Source organism: Haemophilus sp. UMB1048 (genome assembly GCF_030218125.1).
Lineage (GTDB): Bacteria > Pseudomonadota > Gammaproteobacteria > Enterobacterales > Pasteurellaceae > Haemophilus_D.
The window spans coordinates 1-18,965 of the sequence record NZ_JASOPB010000002.1 but is presented as its reverse complement, the minus strand read 5'-3'; the positions used below and the strand labels follow the sequence as shown (position 1 = coordinate 18,965).

The 18,965-nt window shown below is 38.8% G+C and carries 19 protein-coding genes and 1 tRNA gene; 5 read left to right on the top strand and 15 right to left on the bottom strand.

The window, feature by feature from the left end; genetic code table 11:
- Positions 1–223: 223 nt before the first annotated feature.
- The 8 genes from valS to QP437_RS01845 form a co-directional block, all read right to left on the bottom strand.
- Entirely contained in the window at positions 224–3,088 is a 2,865-nt protein-coding gene (gene valS, locus QP437_RS01880) for a valine--tRNA ligase (RefSeq protein ID WP_285266750.1), read from the bottom strand.
- Between the two features lie 90 nt (positions 3,089–3,178).
- Positions 3,179–3,568, bottom strand: coding sequence for a hypothetical protein (locus tag QP437_RS01875; protein WP_285266749.1), 390 nt, complete (start codon positions 3,566–3,568; stop codon positions 3,179–3,181).
- 2 nt (positions 3,569–3,570) lie between these two features.
- Positions 3,571–3,894, bottom strand: coding sequence for a N(4)-acetylcytidine aminohydrolase (yqfB, locus tag QP437_RS01870; RefSeq protein ID WP_285266748.1), 324 nt, complete (start codon positions 3,892–3,894; stop codon positions 3,571–3,573).
- 218 nt (positions 3,895–4,112) lie between these two features.
- Complete coding sequence (locus tag QP437_RS01865; protein WP_285266747.1) at positions 4,113–4,439, bottom strand: YceK/YidQ family lipoprotein; 327 nt, start codon at positions 4,437–4,439, stop codon at positions 4,113–4,115.
- Positions 4,436–4,741, bottom strand: a complete 306-nt coding sequence (locus QP437_RS01860) for a hypothetical protein (RefSeq protein ID WP_054418557.1) — start codon at positions 4,739–4,741, stop codon at positions 4,436–4,438. Before QP437_RS01860 ends, QP437_RS01865 begins: the two co-directional genes overlap by 4 nt.
- A gap of 24 nt (positions 4,742–4,765) precedes the next feature.
- On the bottom strand, positions 4,766–5,074 hold the full coding sequence (gene yqfB / locus QP437_RS01855; protein WP_285266746.1) for a N(4)-acetylcytidine aminohydrolase: 309 nt from the start codon (positions 5,072–5,074) through the stop codon (positions 4,766–4,768).
- A 75-nt stretch (positions 5,075–5,149) separates the two neighbouring features.
- Positions 5,150–5,731: a hypothetical protein gene (locus QP437_RS01850; RefSeq protein WP_285266745.1), complete on the bottom strand. Its 582-nt coding sequence runs from the start codon at positions 5,729–5,731 to the stop codon at positions 5,150–5,152.
- 31 nt (positions 5,732–5,762) lie between these two features.
- A complete protein-coding gene (locus tag QP437_RS01845; protein ID WP_049355404.1) occupies positions 5,763–6,194 on the bottom strand; it encodes a DNA polymerase III subunit chi in 432 nt (143 codons plus the stop codon).
- A 238-nt stretch (positions 6,195–6,432) separates the two neighbouring features.
- Here QP437_RS01845 and fumC point away from each other — a divergent pair, with 238 nt between their 5' ends.
- Both fumC and QP437_RS01835 read left to right on the top strand, forming a co-directional pair.
- Positions 6,433–7,827, top strand: a complete 1,395-nt coding sequence (fumC, locus tag QP437_RS01840) for a class II fumarate hydratase (protein WP_285266744.1) — start codon at positions 6,433–6,435, stop codon at positions 7,825–7,827.
- Positions 7,828–7,939: 112 nt separating this feature from the next.
- Positions 7,940–8,542 (top strand): chalcone isomerase family protein, encoded by a 603-nt coding sequence (locus tag QP437_RS01835; protein WP_165816463.1) that lies wholly within the window; start codon positions 7,940–7,942, stop codon positions 8,540–8,542.
- A gap of 36 nt (positions 8,543–8,578) precedes the next feature.
- Here QP437_RS01835 and QP437_RS01830 read toward each other — a convergent pair whose 3' ends face one another.
- Positions 8,579–9,478: a RimK family alpha-L-glutamate ligase gene (locus QP437_RS01830; protein WP_285266743.1), complete on the bottom strand. Its 900-nt coding sequence runs from the start codon at positions 9,476–9,478 to the stop codon at positions 8,579–8,581.
- A gap of 130 nt (positions 9,479–9,608) precedes the next feature.
- Between QP437_RS01830 and QP437_RS01825 the strand changes: the two genes are divergently transcribed.
- Positions 9,609–9,872 carry a GrxA family glutaredoxin gene (locus QP437_RS01825; RefSeq protein WP_005695639.1) on the top strand — a complete coding sequence of 88 codons (264 nt, stop codon included), beginning with the start codon at positions 9,609–9,611 and terminating at the stop codon, positions 9,870–9,872.
- 57 nt (positions 9,873–9,929) lie between these two features.
- Here the strand turns inward: QP437_RS01825 and QP437_RS01820 are convergent, their stop codons facing one another.
- The 6 genes from QP437_RS01820 to rsgA form a co-directional block, all read right to left on the bottom strand.
- Complete coding sequence (locus tag QP437_RS01820; RefSeq protein WP_285266742.1) at positions 9,930–12,956, bottom strand: glycoside hydrolase family 2 TIM barrel-domain containing protein; 3,027 nt, start codon at positions 12,954–12,956, stop codon at positions 9,930–9,932.
- 121 nt (positions 12,957–13,077) lie between these two features.
- On the bottom strand, positions 13,078–14,277 hold the full coding sequence (gene manA, locus QP437_RS01815; RefSeq protein WP_285266741.1) for a mannose-6-phosphate isomerase, class I: 1,200 nt from the start codon (positions 14,275–14,277) through the stop codon (positions 13,078–13,080).
- 72 nt (positions 14,278–14,349) lie between these two features.
- The gene (crr, locus tag QP437_RS01810; RefSeq protein ID WP_285266740.1) at positions 14,350–14,850 is read right to left on the bottom strand and encodes a PTS glucose transporter subunit IIA; all 501 of its coding nucleotides are present in this window, start codon (positions 14,848–14,850) and stop codon (positions 14,350–14,352) included.
- A gap of 59 nt (positions 14,851–14,909) precedes the next feature.
- Positions 14,910–16,637: a phosphoenolpyruvate-protein phosphotransferase PtsI gene (gene ptsI, locus QP437_RS01805; protein ID WP_285266739.1), complete on the bottom strand. Its 1,728-nt coding sequence runs from the start codon at positions 16,635–16,637 to the stop codon at positions 14,910–14,912.
- Between the two features lie 78 nt (positions 16,638–16,715).
- A complete protein-coding gene (ptsH, locus tag QP437_RS01800; RefSeq protein ID WP_005695633.1) occupies positions 16,716–16,973 on the bottom strand; it encodes a phosphocarrier protein Hpr in 258 nt (85 codons plus the stop codon).
- Between the two features lie 162 nt (positions 16,974–17,135).
- On the bottom strand, positions 17,136–18,173 hold the full coding sequence (rsgA, locus tag QP437_RS01795; RefSeq protein WP_285266738.1) for a small ribosomal subunit biogenesis GTPase RsgA: 1,038 nt from the start codon (positions 18,171–18,173) through the stop codon (positions 17,136–17,138).
- A 75-nt stretch (positions 18,174–18,248) separates the two neighbouring features.
- Here rsgA and orn point away from each other — a divergent pair, with 75 nt between their 5' ends.
- The gene (gene orn, locus QP437_RS01790; RefSeq protein WP_049370207.1) at positions 18,249–18,797 is read left to right on the top strand and encodes an oligoribonuclease; all 549 of its coding nucleotides are present in this window, start codon (positions 18,249–18,251) and stop codon (positions 18,795–18,797) included.
- A 93-nt stretch (positions 18,798–18,890) separates the two neighbouring features.
- Positions 18,891–18,963 (top strand) — tRNA-Gly (locus QP437_RS01785).
- Positions 18,964–18,965 lie beyond the last annotated feature (2 nt).

Below are 18,965 nucleotides of genomic sequence, written 5' to 3'. Positions count from 1 at the left end.
TTACAAAATAAACCTATGGTGTCAATGGGAGGAACCGCACCAATTTTCTAAAATTGGATCAAGATCACATTTTTCGAGTAAAAAAGATTGTTTTTTGAACTAAACAATCAAGTATTTAAAATTATTCATACAAAAATAAGATAAAACGCTGTACAGAATTTTGGCGTATTGTAAAGAAAAAAGCGGCCAGATTTTAAATCTGACCGCTTTCTTTATTTAAAAACTACAACGCTTCAATCGCTTTATACTGCTCTTGGATTTTTTCTAATCCTGATTGGTATTCCGCTTGTTTTTCACGTTCTTTTGCAATCACTGCTTCAGGTGCTTTAGCCACAAAAGCTTCGTTGCTGAGTTTGTTCTCGATACGTTTAACTTCATTTTGATATTTTTCAATCTCTTTGGTTAAACGGGCAAGCTCTGCTTCTTTATTGATAAAGCCAGCCATTGGCACGAGTAATTCCGCATTGCCGACGAGTTTCGCTACCGCAAGCGGTGCGGTTTCGTTTGCAGCTAACACTTGAACGTTGTCTAACTTCGCCATCGCTTTTAAAAGAGCGGTCTGTTTTTCGAGAATTTTTGCGTTTTCTGCGCTTAAATTACGGAATAACAGATCTAAGCCTTTGCTTGGTGCGATGTTGCTTTCTGCACGGATATTACGTACCGCAACGATCACTTCTTTTAACCACTCAATTTCAGCTTCTGCTTCTGGGTCAAAGCCGTTCTCTTCCACTTGTGGGAAAGGCTGTAACATAATACTGTCAGCCGTAATGCCCACAAATCCTTTCACTTTTTGCCAAATTTCTTCGGTAATAAATGGAATGAGCGGGTGTGCTAAACGTAATAATTTTTCTAACACGTGAACCAAAGTTTGACTTGCCGCACGGATTTGTGCTGCATTGCCATTTGCAAATACTGGTTTAGTCAATTCTAAATACCAGTCACAGAATTGGTTCCAAGTAAACTCATAAATCGCATTGGCACACAGGTCAAAACGATATTGGCTTAATGAATTACGGAAAGTTTCTACTGTGCGATTGAATTCAGATTGAATCCAACGATCCGCTAATGAGAATTCGATCTCACCTTCGCTTAAATCTAATTTTTCATTCGTTAAGACGAAACGGCTTGCATTCCATAATTTATTACAGAAGTTGCGGTAGCCTTCTAAACGTTTCATATCCCAGTTGATATCACGACCGTTTGAAGCAAGCGCAGCTAATGTAAATCGCAATGCGTCTGTACCGTGAGCGGCAATGCCCTCTGCAAATTCTTTGCGAGTCGCTTTAGCAATTTTCTCCGCTAATTGCGGCTGCATCATGTTGCCAGTACGTTTTTCAAGTAAATCTTCAAGGCTAATACCGTCAATCATATCGATTGGGTCAAGCACGTTACCTTTCGATTTCGACATTTTTTGGCCTTGCTCATCACGAATTAAGCCTGTTACGTACACCGTTTTGAATGGTACTTGTGGTTTGCCATTTTCATCTTTCACGAAGTGCATTGTAAACATAATCATACGCGCAACCCAGAAGAAGATGATGTCGAAGCCAGTGATTAACACATCCGTTGGGTGGAACATTTTGAGCTCTTTAGTTTGCTCTGGCCAACCTAAGGTAGAGAACGTCCATAAGCCTGATGAGAACCACGTGTCTAATACATCTTCATCTTGTTTAAGTTCAACCGCAGAATCTAAGTTGTATTTTGACCGCACTTCTTCTTCGTTACGCGCAACATAAACGTTGCCTTCTGCGTCATACCACGCTGGAATACGGTGTCCCCACCAAAGTTGGCGAGAGATACACCAATCTTGAATATCGCGCATCCAAGAGAAGTAAAGGTTCTCATATTGTTTCGGTACGAATTGGATTTCGCCGTCTTCCACCGCTTTAATTGCCACATCAGCAAGCGGTTTCACGCTCACATACCATTGGTCAGTTAGCATCGGCTCAATCGGCACGCCACCACGGTCGCCATAAGGCACTTTCAAATCGTGTGGTTTGATTTCGTCTAATAAACCCAGCGCTTCAAAATCTGCCACGATTTTCTTACGTGCAACAAAACGCTCTAAGCCTCGGTAATCCGCAGGAATAGTCGCTTCATAGCCTGCAAGTGGTTTGCCGTCAGTACCGATAATTTCTGCTTCATCACGAATATCTGCATTTAAAGTTAACACGTTAACCATCGGCAAGCTGTGACGTTTACCCACTTCGTAGTCGTTGAAGTCATGCGCAGGGGTGATTTTCACCACACCAGTACCAAATTCACGATCCACATATTCATCGGCAATAATCGGAATTTCACGGTTTGCCAATGGCAGAACCACAGTTTTTCCGATTAAAGATTGATAACGCTCATCTTCAGGATGCACCGCCACCGCTGTATCGCCTAACATGGTTTCTGGACGCGTGGTTGCCACCACTAAATAATCTTTACCATCTGCCGTTTTTGCACCGTTAGCTAACGGATAGCGGAAATGCCAAAGGGAACCTTTGCTCTCTTTGTTTTCCACTTCTAAATCAGAAATCGCAGTATGAAGTTTTGGATCCCAGTTTACTAAGCGTTTGCCACGGTAAATCAACCCTTCTTCGTACAAGCGCACAAACACTTCTTTTACCGCGTTAGATAAACCATCATCCATAGTGAAACGCTCACGTTCCCAGTCGATTGAGTTACCTAAACGGCGCATTTGTTGGCTGATTGTGCCGCCTGAATAGGCTTTCCAATCCCAAATCTTATTGATGAACGCTTCACGACCATAATCGTGGCGTGTTTTGCCTTCTTCAGCCGCAATTTTACGTTCCACCACCATTTGGGTTGCGATACCCGCGTGGTCTGTCCCTGCTTGCCATAAGGTGTTATGCCCTTCCATACGGTTAAAACGGATTAAGGTATCCATTAAAGTTTGTTGGAAAGCATGCCCCATGTGTAGGGAACCTGTTACGTTCGGTGGCGGAATCGCAATGCAATAGCTCGGTGCGTTTTCATTTTCAGACGGTTTAAAATAACCGCTCTCTTCCCAATGTTGATAAAGGGCTTGCTCTACCGCAGACGGATTAAAACGGTCTGCCATTTCGAATTTTTGTGTCATTTATATCTTCTCTTTTTGTAGGATGAGCTTTAGCCCACCGTTTAAATTGAAGTGGTAGGCTAAGACCTACCCTATATTATTAAAATTAAACTAAGAAAAGTTTAACCAACTTAATTCACTTATATTGATTTCTAAGTCTTTTAATAATTTATTTGTTTCAATATATTTGAATGGATTTCTTTGATTATTAGTTATTTTTTGCCATGCATTTGGAATATTAATTTTCGCATAGGAACTAAACTCCAAACATTTACGATTACTATCAATAGCTTTACCAACTATTCCCGTAAGCTTGCAAACCATAATTGCAGTTCCCTGCTCGGCATCGTGAGTAGCCCACTCTTGAGTTAAACAACGAGTTATCACAGCATATTCTAAATTTTCAGCTCTCTCTTGATTAACACACCACCAACCAATGCCACCATCTTCTTTCATTTCTTTTAAGCTTTTTCCACCAAAAATTAAAATTGATTCGCTCATTTTTACTCACCTACAAATTTTAATATAAACTCAATAATGTAAAACCGTCCTTCCTTCGGATAAATCCCCCGAATCACTTCTTTCAATTCATCCAATCCCATATTTTCCTGCTTGGCATGCTGTTCCGTCAGTTCATCCAGAGTAATTGGTGAAACACTTAACACTTCAATGGTGCAGAAATATTGATTATCTTCAAACCGCCCCACTCGCAGAATATCACCTGCTTTAAAATGGCTTTCGGATTTACCCCGAATGGTGATGGTTTTACGCCCTGCGAGAATATCGGCTTCGAAACGTTGGTAAAAAGTGATGTCGTTTGGTTGCATTTTATTCCTTACAAGCGGTTAAATTTAAGCAATTTTTTGCAAAATCACTTACTAGCTGATGTTTGATTCTGCCAAATCTCCCCTAACCCCTCTTTGCTAAAGAGGGGAATGGATTTCAAATTTTTGTGTCATTTATTTTTCTCTTGCTTAGTAGGGTGAGTATAAACACACCGTTATATTAAATACTTGGCACGTTAATATACGCACCCAACAAATAATTAATTTTCTTTTTTATCTTTTATCCAAGGATGTTTATTATTTGGGTCACCGTATTGCCCACACGATTTTCTTACTTCATCATCTGATAGATAGTAACGAGGAATATTGATCGGTAACAATGCTGTATCAGCCACAACAGATAAAGGCCAATCGATAAAATATAATGGTCTGGTCATATGCTTAAAGCCAACACCATCATAAAAATTACCAGCTACCATATTGTAATCGTATCGAGTTCCAATATAAGGGCAAGGATCTTTCAGTGTCGTTAAGGTGCCACATCCATAGAGAAACATACTTAATAATATAAAAACGATTTTTTTCATTTTCGCGCCTTATGCTCTTCATCAGATTCCGTATAGTAACGAATAATATCGTGATATTTATCTTCTTTAATTTGGCTTAAATCAAAAGGTTTATCATCATTCTCTTGTTGTACTTTATTTTTAAAACGTGAATTCAACATTACACCCAAAATAACAAAAACAATAAACGCAACAATGGTATAACCTATTCCAACACCAAGACAGCCTAGACCGCCAGGCCCCATACCAGCATCCATACAAGCAAAACTCATTAAAAAAGGAAAAGAAATAAATGCTAATATGGCTGACAATACAATAATCATAAGAAACACTCTTGAATATCTTAGTTACTTAATTAGGTCAAACTCAATCACCCAAAACTCATTTTCATTGGGATAAATTGTTTTAATTACTTCTCGCAATTCCGACAAGCTCATATTTTCCTGAGCTGCGTGCTGTTCCGTCAGTTCATCAAGAGTAATTGGCGACACACTTAACACTTCAATCGTGCAGAAGTATTGATTATCTTCAAATCGACCAACACGTAAGATATCACCTGCTTTAAAATGGCTTTCGGATTTATCTCGAATGGTTATGGTTTTACGCCCAGCGAGAATATCGGCTTCAAAGCGTTGATAAAAGGTAATATCGTTCATAAAGTGCGGTCACAAAAAATCTATTTTTTATTTTGAGGGCGAATTGAGCACGCCCTCATATTGGCCAGGATGAAATTATTCCTTAATCCCTCTTAATTCATCTTTAATACGTTGAATTTCTAAGAATAAACGGCGTTCTTCTTGACGGCAGAAACTATCACCGCTTACGTTTTTCGCATTGGCAGAACAACGAACTTCTTCGTATTGTTTTTCTAACACATTTAATACGGCTCTTTGCTGTTTACGTTCTGCACTTTCTTTTGGTGCTTTTTCAGTCACTACCACTCGTGGTTTCTGAGGAGTTGTTGCTTGTTGAGCGACAACAGTCTCTTTTTTCTCAGATACTTTTTCTGCCACATCAACCACTTTTGCTTCTTTTTTGACTTCAAATTTGACTACATCAGATTTTACTTCTGCAGTTTTAACGTCAGCTTTAACTTCTGTACTTTCTATTTTCTCAGCCACTTTTTCGGCTGATTTAGTTTCAGCCACTAATTCTTTTGATTTTTCAACCGCACTTTCTGCTTTTTCTGTTGGTGCAGGGATTCTTACTGCTTTCTCAACTTGGGTTGAGGTATTTTCTTTATTGTCACAAGCAGATAATAAGGTGCTTGCGCCAAGAATAAGGCTTAAAACCACTTTAGCGTTTAAATTCATGTTAATTTCCTAGGTTTTAAAGTTAAAAATATTAAGTGTTTTCAGTAGAAAGCGTCCAACCTTGCGAGCGAAGAATTTTATAACGTTCACGCGCTTGGGCTTTTTGTGTTTCTTCTACCGGTACAAAATCAATTAATTGCGTAAAGCTGTGGCTAAAATCCGGCACTTCCATTTGTAAATTGATCAGCAAATCTCGACGTTGGGCATTGCGTTTGCCTTTCCAACTAATCTCAATTGGCGGCGCATATTGTGTTGCTTCGCCTGAAAGATTATGAGGAACAAACTCATTCGGATCCCGTTGCCATAATGCTTCATCAATTAAAAATGCTTGCTCTTCTGTTTCACAAGCGATTAAAACTCGCTTGCCTAAACGCCACGCTTGAGCGGCAAGATCACAGGCAAGTTGCTCAACTGTTATCTTCTTTTCTGGATTTAAGAGATAAAATTGTGCGTTTTTTGCCATGATTGCGACTTCTCCATTTATCGTTTTGTAAACTGGCGGATTTTATCAAAAAAGCAGCAAAAAATAAATCATCAACAAGGCGATTAAAGTAAATAGAAAAAACACGGAAATTTTTTACCGCACTTTTATGATCTACATCACAAAAGTAACTTTTAACCTTTATGTTACATTCCATTCATAATTCGTAGGTGTTAGAATTTTCAAGATTTATTTTTATTTTCGATGATAGGAGTATCACATGGCATTTCGTATTGAAAAAGACACTATGGGCGAAGTTCAAGTTCCTGCAGATAAATACTGGGCAGCACAAACCGAACGTTCTCGCAACAACTTCAAAATTGGTCCGGCAGCTTCTATGCCGCACGAAATTATTGAAGCGTTCGGTTATTTGAAAAAAGCCGCTGCTTTCGCAAACTGTGATTTAGGTGTATTACCTGCAGAAAAACGTGATTTGATCGCAACCGCCTGTGATGAAATCCTTGCAGGAAAATTGGACGACCAATTCCCGTTAGTCATTTGGCAAACCGGTTCAGGTACACAATCAAACATGAACGTGAACGAAGTGGTGGCAAACCGCGCTCACGTTTTACATGGTGGTAAATTAGGCGAAAAATCTTTCGTTCACCCGAATGATGATGTAAACAAATCACAATCTTCTAACGATACCTTCCCAACCGCTATGCACATTGCAGCATACAAAAAAGTGGTTGAACACACTATTCCTTGTGTAGAACGTTTACAAAAAACTTTCGCACAAAAAGCGGCAGAATTTAAAGATGTAGTAAAAATTGGTCGTACTCACTTAATGGATGCAACCCCATTAACATTAGGCCAAGAGTTCTCTGCTTATGCAGCACAATTAGATTTCGGTTTACGCGCACTAAGAAATACTCTTCCACACTTAAGCCAATTAGCACTTGGTGGTACTGCAGTAGGTACGGGTTTAAACACACCAAAAGGCTATGATGTAAAAGTAGCAGATTACATCGCGCAATTCACTGGCTTACCATTTGTGACTGCGGAAAACAAATTTGAAGCGTTAGCTGCACACGATGCGATTGTGGAAACTCACGGTGCAATTAAACAATTAGCGATGAGTTTATTCAAAATTGCAAACGACATTCGTTTATTAGCCTCTGGCCCTCGCTCTGGTATTGGTGAAATTTTAATTCCTGAAAATGAACCAGGCTCATCAATCATGCCAGGTAAAGTGAACCCGACACAATGTGAAGCATTAACCATGGTGTGTGCACAAGTATTCGGTAACGATACCACTATCGCCTTCGTTGGCTCACAAGGTCACTTCCAATTAAATGTGTTTAACCCAGTTATGGTGGCGAACTTCTTACAATCTGCACAATTATTAGGTGATGCTTGCGTATCATTTGACGAACACTGTGCAGTCGGTATTGAACCGAACTACCCTCGCATTAAACAACAATTGGAAAATTCATTGATGTTAGTGACCGCACTTAATACACACATCGGTTACGAAAATGCAGCGAAAATTGCGAAAACTGCACACAAAAATGGTACAACTCTACGTGAAGAAGCAATTAACTTAGGCTTAGTTTCAGCCGAAGATTTCGACAAATGGGTTCGTCCAGAAGATATGGTGGGTAGCTTAAAATAAACTCAGTCAATAATTTGGTGTCAAAGGCAGGTCTATCCTGCCTTTTTATTTGTGTTTTTTTAAAGGGCTTTTTTGTTATAATCACGGCAATATTTTTGACATGAAAAAAACTATGAAACTGAAATTTATTATTGCTGCCATTTCAGCCTTATTTTCCACCGCACTTTTTGCCCAATGGCAACCGGTTGGCAATGCTGAATACACATGGGGGCCATTCCATGTTTATACTGTCGGCTTGTATTCTGAAACGGGTTCGTATGAAAAAAATGAACGTCCGTTAATGTTTTCGATTAAATATGAAAAACCAGTAGAAGGAAAAAACTTCGCCATTGCTTTAACCAAAGAAATGGAATCACAAAATTTAAGTAAAGATGACACCACGGCATGGCTCAAAAAAATGCAGGAAATCTTCCCTGATTTTTCACCAAATGACATCTTAAATTTTGTTGCTTTATCGGATAAAGGCTATTTTGTGTTGAATGATACCGTGTTAGATCACGAATTCGATCAAAAATTTACACAAGCGTTTATTGATGTCTGGCTTTCAGATAAAAGTAGTTTTATCAAATTGCAACCGCAATTATTAGGTAAAGAAAAACCGGCTCACGATAGCAAAGAATTTCAACATCAACCGGCTAGCGAGCCTTTTGATGAAGAAAATACAATGCCGGAATTACCACCAAATTACGATTTTAAACAAGACGCAAAAGGATAAAAACAAGGGCGAACATGAATAGTTCGCCCTTTTATTTTATTGTTTAACTTGCTGTTCTAAAAACAAGATCATCTGTAATGCAATATCAATGCCACTGGTCTTCTCAATCATTTCTAACCCTGGGCTAGCATTCACTTCAAGCACTAATAACCCTTCTTTTGAACGAATCAAATCAACACCGGCTACCGCAAGCCCTAAGGCTTTAGTTGCACGAATGGCGATGGATTTTTCCTCTTCAGTGAGTTTAACTTTTTCTGCAGTGCCACCACGATGAAAATTTGCACGAAACTCGCCATCTTGTCCAATACGCTGCATTGTGGCGACGACTTTATCACCGATCACAAAACAGCGAATATCTGTCCCTTTTGCCTCTTTGACAAAATCTTGCAATAAAACAGGCACATTCGCATCTTTTAACGTTTCTAAAATACTGACCGCACTTTGTGGACGTTCCGCCAAGATCACCCCAATACCTTGTGAGCCTTTTAAGGTTTTAATAATCATTGGCGCGGTTGTTTGCTTAATGGCTTGTTTCGGCTCAACTTCACAACCTGATAAGACTGAATTTGGCACGGCAATGCCTTGTTCCAATAACATCTGCAAACTTCGCCATTTATCGCGAGCGGATAAAAATGCTTGTTCTTTATTAAGGCAATAGACGCCTTTTCCTTGGAAATGTCGCAATACCGCACAGCCCATTTGGGTGCTTGTCGTCCCAAAGCGTGGTAACACAGCATCATAATCAGGCAATAAATAGGGTTCACTTTCTGCATTTTGTTGATAATACAAAGAAAAGTGCGGTTGATTTTTGTCGAGTTTTAAAATGCAACGATTAGGATCCAAAATATCCATTTGATGCCCGCAACTTTCCGCTGCTTCTTTTAAACGCTGGCAGCTATAAAGGCGAGGCTCACGGCAAAGCATCAATAATTTCATTCAGTTATATCCTTAGGAAAAGAGGAGTTGATATATTACACCAATCACAATAATCCTGAAAAATGATTTCTGCTTTTGTGGAAATAGAGTAAAATCATTAGGAATTTTGTTTAAATAAAAGGAAAATTTTATGTTCGTAGTTATTTTTGGTCGTCCAGGCTGCCCTTATTGTGTACGTGCAAAAAACCTTGCTGAAAAATTAAAAGGTGAAGTAGCGGATTTCGATTATCGCTATGTAGATATTATCGCTGAAGGCATTTCTAAGGCAGATTTATCAAAATCTGTCGGTAAAGAAGTGGAAACTGTGCCACAGATCTTTATCGATGAAAAACCAATTGGCGGTTGCACTGATTTCGAAGCATTAATGAAAGAACAATTTAACGTTGTTGCTTAATTTTTGCTAAAAATATAAAAGTGCGGTTAATTTCAACCGCACTTTTTTTATTTAATCTTATTTAATTTGTAACGAGATCGACCAATCCCACTCCGTCTCATTCAAACGATATTGTCCTTTTAATGCGGGTCCACAAGAATTGGAGCCTACCCCACTCATTTTATAATCCACACACAAGATCGTACTGCTACTTTTCTCCAAATCATATTCGTGCTTTTTACTGCACAATTCTTCTTGAGAATAAGGGGAAACATTCATACTAAAAGGCGTATGACTTTGCACGGTAAAGCAATCTGACGAATTCGCCACCTTCACATCAAGACAACCATAATGGCTGCCATTTTCTTGCGGTTTTAAATAAGGTACATGATTGCTTTCTGGCGTTGTTTTATAACGACCTAAAGCCGTGGCGTGATGCTTATCCAGATAACTTTCCGTTGGGCCATAGCCTACATACTCCACTTGATTGAATCCTTGATTAAGGAAAAAACGTAAGCCAAAACGTGGTAAGAATGGCAAGCGCGGTTGTTTTTCAGCATGAATATTAATCTGAAGCAACCCATTTTGTTCAATACGATACACTACATTCAATGTCAAAATTCGCGCTTTTGATACGGCAACCAATCCTAATTTAAAGGTAATTTCAACCGCACTTTCCTGCTCGATTAAACGGTAATCATAAACACGACTCGTCGCACGATCGTAACCAGCGGCAAGCCAATGTGCTTTAATTAAACTATCATTATCCAAAGGTGCTCGCCAAATATTGAAATCAGTAGATTGATTTAACCAAGGATCGCCATCTTTGCTAATTTGTCGAATAGTGCCTTTATATCGATCAAACTGATATTCAACATCTGCCACTTTAACTGAAATTAAATTGGTATATTCTGAAACAGAAATCGATTGATAATTTGGTTTGAGTTCATTTGTGGATAATTGTGATTGTTCTGACAAAATAATCTGATCAAATCCCAAACTATGCCCTTGGGGAATTAAACCTGTTTCTGTTTTTTGATGATAGGTCAAGGTCAAAATTTGTAATGAACCGTTACTTGTTGGCAATGTTAAAGGCAAAAGTGCGGTTGATTTTGGCGCAATGTTTAAATCATCTATTTGACCATCTTGTACAACCGAAAAGTCCTCGGTGATTTGATAATGAATCGAAATAGCCTCTGCCGCATCCGTAAAATCCAAATAATTTTTGAGTTCAATATGACCATTTTTTAAGATAGCACGAAGTGGACGATACACATTTTTGTATTCCAACAAATTGCTTTGAATTTGGCGGTCTGCCGTGACTAATCCATCAGCACAGAAATTACCGTCATTCGGTGTATCATTAAAATCACCACCGTAGCCCATCTTCGCTGAATTTGGTAAATAAGGCGAATGATTGCACCACTCCCACACAAAGCCACCACAAGCGCCAGCGTGTCGTTCCATGGCTTGGAAATAATCTTCTGTATCTCCGCAAGAATTCCCCATCGCATGCAAGTATTCACAGAAAAGATACGGCTTTTGATTTTGGGCATCGGCAAAATAAGCATCTAATTCTTCCGTGCTGGTGTACATTTCGCTATGAAAATCTAAATTAGATGTGTCATTTTGATGCGCTGAATGTTGAAAGATCGCATTTTCATAATGCACTAAGCGACTTGGATCGCGCTGTTTCACCCAAGCTGCTGCTTGCTCAAAATTCTCACCATAACCACTTTCATTTCCCAATGACCAAATCACAACAGAAGGCCGATTTTTATCTCGCTCAACATTGGCATAAGTGCGGTCTAAAATGGCTTGATTAAATTCAGGGCTTCGAGCCATATAGCAATAATTGTCGATTGTTTTTTGACGAATTACGTCATGATCAATCTCTGTTTTTACCCCTAACAAAATACTTGTTTCTGGTGACTCTACATAGACTGCATTCGTGCCGTGTGATTCGATGTCACTTTCCGCAATCACATAAAAACCATATTCATCACACAATTCAGTAAACCAAGGTGCATTAGGATAATGCGCTGTGCGAATGGCATTAAAATTATGCTGTTTCATTAAGCGTAAATCTTGCAATGCTTGTTCGCGACTAATGGCATAACCGGTTTTCGGATCGCTATCGTGACGATTCACACCTTTAAACTTAATGGCTTGTCCATTAAATAGCATGACACCATTCTTCACTTCGATATGACGTAAACCGACCTTTTGGCAAATCACTTCAGAGCCATATTGCAAAATCAACGTGTATAAGCGAGGTTCCTCCGCATGCCATAATTGTGCATTTTCAATTTCAGCATGAAATGCGAGTCCTTTTTGTTCTATTATCAATTTGCCTTGAGGATCAAATAATTGCCAAGAGATGGATTGTTCGCATTCTGTAAACTGACATACCACATACAATTGAGCTTTAGTAAGATCTTGATTCAATTGCATTTGAATGAAGAAATCTTGTAAGTAATTTTTTTCTCGCTCTAACAGATAAACATCACGGAAAATACCAGACATTCGGAATTTATCTTGATCTTCCAAATAACTGCCATCACACCATTTCAACACGAGAACATGTAAGTGGTTTTCTCCTTGTTGCAAAAAGTCAGTAATATCAAATTCGCTAGTGCAATGACTAATTTGGCTGTAGCCCACAAATTGGTGATTCACATACACAAATAAGCAGCTATCTACCCCTTCAAAATTTAAGAGATACCGTTTTTCAGCATTGATTTCGACATTAAAAACGCGATGATACAAACCACAAGGATTTTCAATGGGGACATAAGGGGGATCAAAAGGGAAAGGATAATTGACGTTGGTATATTGATGATTATCGTAACCATAATTTTGCCAGTTGGATGGAACAGGGATTTTATCTGTAAATGAAAAATGAAGGAAATCTTGAGGCAAGTGCGTATAGCTTTCAAAATAAGCAAAATCCCATTCACCATTTAGTAAGGTAAAGTAAGGAGAAAATTCTCGTGTATTTTTGACCGCACTTTCTGCTGAAGAAAAAGGAATAAAATAAGCATGATGTGGTGTGGTATTCACGTGCAAGGTTTGCGGATCTTCAAAATAGCGAGGCAACGACATAAAAACTCCCAATGTAATTTAGGCACATAAAAAAGGGCGCCTGAATGACGCCCACTATACCTAAAATCTTCGACGAATCTAGTGATAAGTTCACAAAGCGTGATACTTATCACATTAATTTTTATGGCAATTTTGCCAAGAAGGCATAACCGCCTTTTTCACTCATTATTTCAACATTAGAATCCGCTGTAATGAATGCTGACTCACCTTGTTTCAAGATAAGTGCGGTTAATTTTTCTTGTATTTTTAGCTCGCCTTGCATCACCAACAAAATACCCGCACTTTGAAGATTCACTTTAGTATGTTGTTGTGGTTCAACACGAATTTGAGCTAAAGCAAAATCGTTTACTGGCGTTTTATAAGTAAATTCTGACTGATTTTGAGGCGCAGCTGAGATAATTTTGGGTGTTACTTCGCGACAATCCACAATTTTTAATAATTCGACAATATCGACATATTTTGGTGTTAAGCCACCACGAATCACATTATCAGAACATGCCATTAACTCCACGTTTTGTCCGCGAAGATAAGCATGAGGAATCCCTGCATCCTGGAAAATACCTTCCCCTTCTTTCAAATGTACGATATTGAAGAGATAAAAACACACCAAGCCGGCATCTAATTTTTCAGGCGAAATCGCCATGGCTTCCATGGTATAAAGCACCCAATAATCGGGGTTATCTAGCCTCAACTCGCCATTTTTATAAGGCTGTTGGTTAGCTTCAATAATAGGTAATAGCCAATTTGCGAGCGTTGATTGATCCGCCAACATCACATCAGCATAAAATTCAGCAAGACTTTGTGTGTCGAGTTTTTTAGCCAAAGGTTGCAAAGAGGGGCGCTCATTTAATGTAGCAAGCATTTGAGATTTTGTTTTAAAACCGTGTAAAAGCCAAAAATCTGATAACGCAATCATCATTTCAGGCTTGTGGTTTCGGTCTTTATAAGTACGAGTACTATCAGTTAATGCCACACCTTTTGCATTTTCAGCTTCAAAGCCCTTTTCAGCTTGTGATTTAGTCGGATGCAATTGAATAGAAAGTGGCTTTTCAACATCTAAAATCTTTAATAAATAAGGGAGTTCATCACCAAATTGCTGACGACTTGCTTGCCCAAGTGCGGTCGGATTTTGCGATAAAAATTCAATAAGGGATTGTTTACCTGTTACATTCTCAATTTCAGAAGGTGCTGATGGATGCGCGCCTAACCACCACTCAGCGCAAGATTGATCTTTCGCTGAATTTAATCCAATCAATGATGCAATATAGTTTTTTCCGCCCCATGCATAATGCTGTACTTGGCCAGTTAATCGATAAATCATTTTTACCTTATTAAAAAAGAATAAGTATAAAAAAATCCGCTTATTTAAAGCGGATCTTTTAATCTATAAATCTTATTTTGTTAAACTTAAAACAACAGATTCTCCGGCAATCACTTCACCTGATTTTTTCTCAATAGATGAAATTTCATCCATGTTAGAGATAACCACTGGTGTTAAAACTGATTTTGCTTTTGCTTCTAATGTTGCTAAATCAAATTCGATTACTGTGTCGCCGCGTTTTACGCTTTGACCTTCGTGTGCGATGCGAGTGAATCCTTCACCTTTTAATTCAACGGTATCAATACCGAAGTGAACGAATAATTCAACACCCTCTTTTGATTCCATTGAAAAAGCGTGGTTGGTTTCAAAAATTTTACCAATTACACCATCAACAGGCGCAACAATTTTGTTACCCGTTGGGCGAATCGCGATACCATCACCCACGATTTTTTCAGAGAAAACAACATCTGGTACATCTTCGATATTTACAATCTCACCAGAAAGTGGCGCATAAATTTCTACTTCCACTGATTTGTTTTCTTTTGAACCAAATAATTTGTCAAATAAGCCCATTTTAATCTCCTATCTATTAAAGATGGCTAGTATTTTAACGTAAAACTCTGTTTTTGTATCTAGTTTAACGACTTTTCTGCTAAAAAAGCTTGAATTAATTGCTCAATTTCAGCTGCTGTTGGTTTTTGTAATGCTTCATCTGCCAATGCTTTCGCCTCTTGGTAACTCACATGGCGCACTAATTTCTTGATATGTGGTACAGAAATTGCACTCATACTAAATTCATCTAAGCCCATACCGAGTAATAATAAAGTTGCACGATCATCACCGGCTAACTCACCACACATACCAGTCCACTTGCCTTCTGCATGAGAGGCATCAATGACTTGTTTAATCAAACCAAGTACTGAAGGTGACATTGGATTGTATAAGTGAGAAATTAATTCGTTACCACGGTCAACGGCTAAGGTATATTGCGTTAAATCGTTTGTACCAATACTAAAGAAATCCACTTCTTTCGCTAAGAATTTTGCATTCACTGCGGCTGATGGGGTTTCAACCATGACCCCCACTTGGATGTTTTCATCAAAAGCTTTACCTTCTGCACGTAATTCAGCTTTTAAAGTTTCAAGCACAGATTTTAACTCGCGAATTTCTTCTACCGAAATAATCATCGGGAACATCACGGCAAGTTTACCAAATGCAGAAGCACGTAATACCGCTCTTAATTGCGCATGTAAAATCTCACGACGATCAAGGGCAATACGTACCGCACGCCATCCTAAGAATGGGTTCATTTCTTTTGGTAAATTTAAATATGGAAGCTCTTTATCACCGCCGATATCCATCGTACGTAATACTACTAGACGACCTTCCATTGCTTCAACCACTTCTTTATAAGCAATGAATTGCTCTTCTTCACTTGGTAATTGATCACGATCCATAAAGAGGAATTCAGTACGGTATAAGCCCACCCCTTCAGCACCATTACGATGTGCACCTTCGCAATCACGAATCGTACCAATATTCGCAACCACTTCAACTTTATGACCATCAAGGGTCACTGCAGGCAAATCTTTTAATTTCGCTAATTCTGCTTTTTCTTCAGCCAGTTTTGCTTCTAGTGTTTTTAATTCATCGATTTCAGCTTGAGTCGGATTCACGTAAACACGGTTGTTCACGGCATCTAAAATAAGATAATCACCGGTATTCACTCGCGCGGTGACATCATTTGTCCCAACAATGGCCGGCAATTCAAGTGAACGAGCCATAATTGAGGTGTGAGATGTTCTACCACCAATATCAGTGATAAAACCTAATACTTTTTCTAAGTTTAATTGAGCGGTTTCTGATGGGGTTAAATCGTAAGCCACAAGGATAGACTCTTCGGCAATATCACCAAGATCAACAATGTGCATACCTAAAATATTTTTGATTAAACGATTACCGATATCACGGATATCTCCCGCACGTTCTTTTAAGTATTCATCATCAATTTCAGACAACATTTCAACTTGTTGATCGATGATTTTACTTGCAGCGACACTCGCATTGACTTTATGTGAACGAAGATAATCAAGAATTTCTTCTTCTAATTCTTCGTCTTCAAGGATCATTAAATGACCTTCAAAGATCGCCGCTTTTTCTTCCCCTAAAGATTTTAATGCGCGTTGATGAATAGAATTAAGTTGCTCAACAGCAGCTTCACGACCAGCATAAAAACGGGCGACTTCTGCGTCGATTTGATCTTCTGAAATTTTTTGAAAATCCAGAACAATTTTTTCTTCTTTTAATACTAAGGCTTTACCAAAAACGATACCTGGCGATGCTGGGATACCTGTAATCATAATTTTACATTCCGAAATAATTTATTAAAGGCTAAATAAACAATAGCCACAGAATAGGAATCCTGTGGCTATCGTCAATTATTCTAAAGTAGGAATTAATGCTACTAAATGTTCAACGGCTTGTTGTTCGTCTTCACCTTCCGCCGAGATGGTGATTACAGTTCCTTGCGTCAAACCTAAGGTTTGTAGCTTAAATAAGCTTTTCGCACTTGCACTTTTTCCACCAGAAGTGACTGTTACATCAGAAGCAAACGCTTTCGCTTCTTTAACAAATTGCGCCGCTGGACGGGTGTGTAAACCATTAGGGGCTGTAATTTCTACATCTTTTGAGAACATAATGTTACCTCTATTTAGTAATAGTAAAATTTAAGCAATTTAATCTATAAATCGTTGGTAGTATCGCTATTAAATGCCCAATAATCAAGGCAAAACACAAAAAAAATTGAGCTACATCACAAAAATTAAACGTTTGAATACCTAGTTTGAATAAAAGATATACTACGCAGAAAAATGGCGTTGTGATTTCGTCTCACTCAAACTTTCAATGAGGCGATGATAATTCTCATAGCGTATTGGTGAAATCCGACCTGCCTCTACCGCTTCGCGTAATGCACATCCAGGATCATTCAAATGTTTACAATCTCGGAATTTACACGTACCTAAGACATATTGAAACTCGCGATAGCCTTTCGTAATCTGATCTGGCTCCAAATGCCATAAGCCAAACTCACGAATACCCGGTGAATCAATCAAATTGCCGCCTTGTGGTAAATGATATAAACGAGAAGAAGTGGTTGTATGTTGTCCCAAGCCTGAGGTTTCACTGATGCCACCGACTTGCGCATTGACCGTTGGTAAAATATGGTTAATTAAACTGGATTTGCCTACCCCTGACTGCCCCACAAAAATGGATGTGCCGTCACTTAAAAGTGCGGTTAATTTTTCCATATTTTTTCCGGTTTCAGCTGAAATGATGATGGTCTGATAACCAATATCACGGTAAATCTGTAATTGGCTTTCCACTTCTTGCTCTTGCTCGGCATCCAGTAAATCGCCTTTATTCACCACAATGACAGGTTCGATCCCCGCATTTTCACACACCACTAAATAACGATCGATAATATTGAGTGAAAGTACCGGCACCACCGCAGAAACAATAATAATACGATCGATATTGGCCGCAATCGGTTTCAACCCATCATAGTAATCAGGACGAGCAATTTCATTTTGTCTTGGGTGAATAGCTTCAATCACCCCACTCACGCCTTGAAGCTGTTCATTGCCTTGTCGCCAAATCACTTTGTCTCCAACCACGAGACTAGAAAGTGTACGACGTAAATTACAACGGAAAATTTCGCCTTGTGCATTTTCCACATCTGCATGAACCGAATAACGCGTAACGACTACCCCATCTTGGCTTTCGCCTAGCATATCATCTTGCCATTCCACTTCTTTCTTCTTGTGACGATACAAGGCTTTCGCGTTATTTGATTGAATTCGACGAGTTTGATTTTGCGTTAGTTTACGTTTGCTCATAGAGTGCGGTCGTTTTTTCCGATGTTTTTCGTTAAAATAAACGGGATTAAAAATATTTATAGGATACCTTATATTATGCAATTAGATAAACAAAATCTGATTTGGATCGATTTAGAAATGACAGGATTAGATCCTGAAAAAGAACGCATTATTGAAATCGCGACCATTGTGACCGATAAAGATCTCAATATTTTAGCTGAAGGACCTGTGATTGCGGTGCATCAAAGTGATGAATTATTAAACAAAATGTCGGAATGGTGCGTAAAAACCCACACAGCAAATGGCTTAGTTGACCGTGTTAAAGCGAGCAAACTCACCGAACGTGCAGCAGAATTACAAACATTAGATTTTTTAAAACGTTGGGTACCGAAAGGTGCTTCACCGATTTGTGGCAACAGCATCGCACAAGATAAACGCTTTCTTTATAAATATATGCCTGATTTAGCGGATTATTTCCACTATCGTCATGTGGATGTCAGTACATTAAAAGAATTGGCTTCTCGCTGGAAACCAGAAATTTTAGATGGATTTAAAAAAGGCAATACTCATTTAGCGCTTGATGATATTCGTGAATCAATTAAAGAGTTAGCTTACTACCGTGAGCACTTTATTAATCTAGGTTGATGAAAACTTAGGCAAACTCAATGATTTGCGAAATCTGCGCTTGCGTTGAATAAATTTTTTCGTATAATGTTGCCTCATTCACCAATGTGAAATGCGGGAATAGCTCAGTTGGTAGAGCACGACCTTGCCAAGGTCGGGGTCGCGAGTTCGAGCCTCGTTTCCCGCTCC

Bases quoted from the DNA above. Each gene is read 5' to 3' on its own strand.
- ptsI (WP_285266739.1), bottom strand. From the start codon at position 16,637: ATGATTACAGGTATCCCAGCATCGCCAGGTATCGTTTTTGGTAAAGCC.
- QP437_RS01845 (WP_049355404.1), bottom strand. From the start codon at position 6,194: ATGGCAAAAAACGCACAATTTTATCTCTTAAATCCAGAAAAGAAGATA.
- ptsH (WP_005695633.1), bottom strand. From the start codon at position 16,973: ATGTTCTCAAAAGATGTAGAAATTACAGCCCCTAATGGTTTACACACC.
- QP437_RS01875 (WP_285266749.1), bottom strand. From the start codon at position 3,568: ATGAGCGAATCAATTTTAATTTTTGGTGGAAAAAGCTTAAAAGAAATG.
- yqfB (WP_285266748.1), bottom strand. From the start codon at position 3,894: ATGCAACCAAACGACATCACTTTTTACCAACGTTTCGAAGCCGATATT.
- crr (WP_285266740.1), bottom strand. From the start codon at position 14,850: ATGGGCTTATTTGACAAATTATTTGGTTCAAAAGAAAACAAATCAGTG.
- QP437_RS01860 (WP_054418557.1), bottom strand. From the start codon at position 4,741: ATGATTATTGTATTGTCAGCCATATTAGCATTTATTTCTTTTCCTTTT.
- QP437_RS01865 (WP_285266747.1), bottom strand. From the start codon at position 4,439: ATGAAAAAAATCGTTTTTATATTATTAAGTATGTTTCTCTATGGATGT.
- QP437_RS01830 (WP_285266743.1), bottom strand. From the start codon at position 9,478: ATGAAATTATTGATGCTTTGCCGTGAGCCTCGCCTTTATAGCTGCCAG.
- QP437_RS01820 (WP_285266742.1), bottom strand. From the start codon at position 12,956: ATGTCGTTGCCTCGCTATTTTGAAGATCCGCAAACCTTGCACGTGAAT.
- yqfB (WP_285266746.1), bottom strand. From the start codon at position 5,074: ATGAACGATATTACCTTTTATCAACGCTTTGAAGCCGATATTCTCGCT.
- QP437_RS01835 (WP_165816463.1), top strand. From the start codon at position 7,940: ATGAAACTGAAATTTATTATTGCTGCCATTTCAGCCTTATTTTCCACC.
- manA (WP_285266741.1), bottom strand. From the start codon at position 14,277: ATGATTTATCGATTAACTGGCCAAGTACAGCATTATGCATGGGGCGGA.
- valS (WP_285266750.1), bottom strand. From the start codon at position 3,088: ATGACACAAAAATTCGAAATGGCAGACCGTTTTAATCCGTCTGCGGTA.
- rsgA (WP_285266738.1), bottom strand. From the start codon at position 18,173: ATGAGCAAACGTAAACTAACGCAAAATCAAACTCGTCGAATTCAATCA.
- orn (WP_049370207.1), top strand. From the start codon at position 18,249: ATGCAATTAGATAAACAAAATCTGATTTGGATCGATTTAGAAATGACA.
- fumC (WP_285266744.1), top strand. From the start codon at position 6,433: ATGGCATTTCGTATTGAAAAAGACACTATGGGCGAAGTTCAAGTTCCT.
- QP437_RS01825 (WP_005695639.1), top strand. From the start codon at position 9,609: ATGTTCGTAGTTATTTTTGGTCGTCCAGGCTGCCCTTATTGTGTACGT.
- QP437_RS01850 (WP_285266745.1), bottom strand. From the start codon at position 5,731: ATGAATTTAAACGCTAAAGTGGTTTTAAGCCTTATTCTTGGCGCAAGC.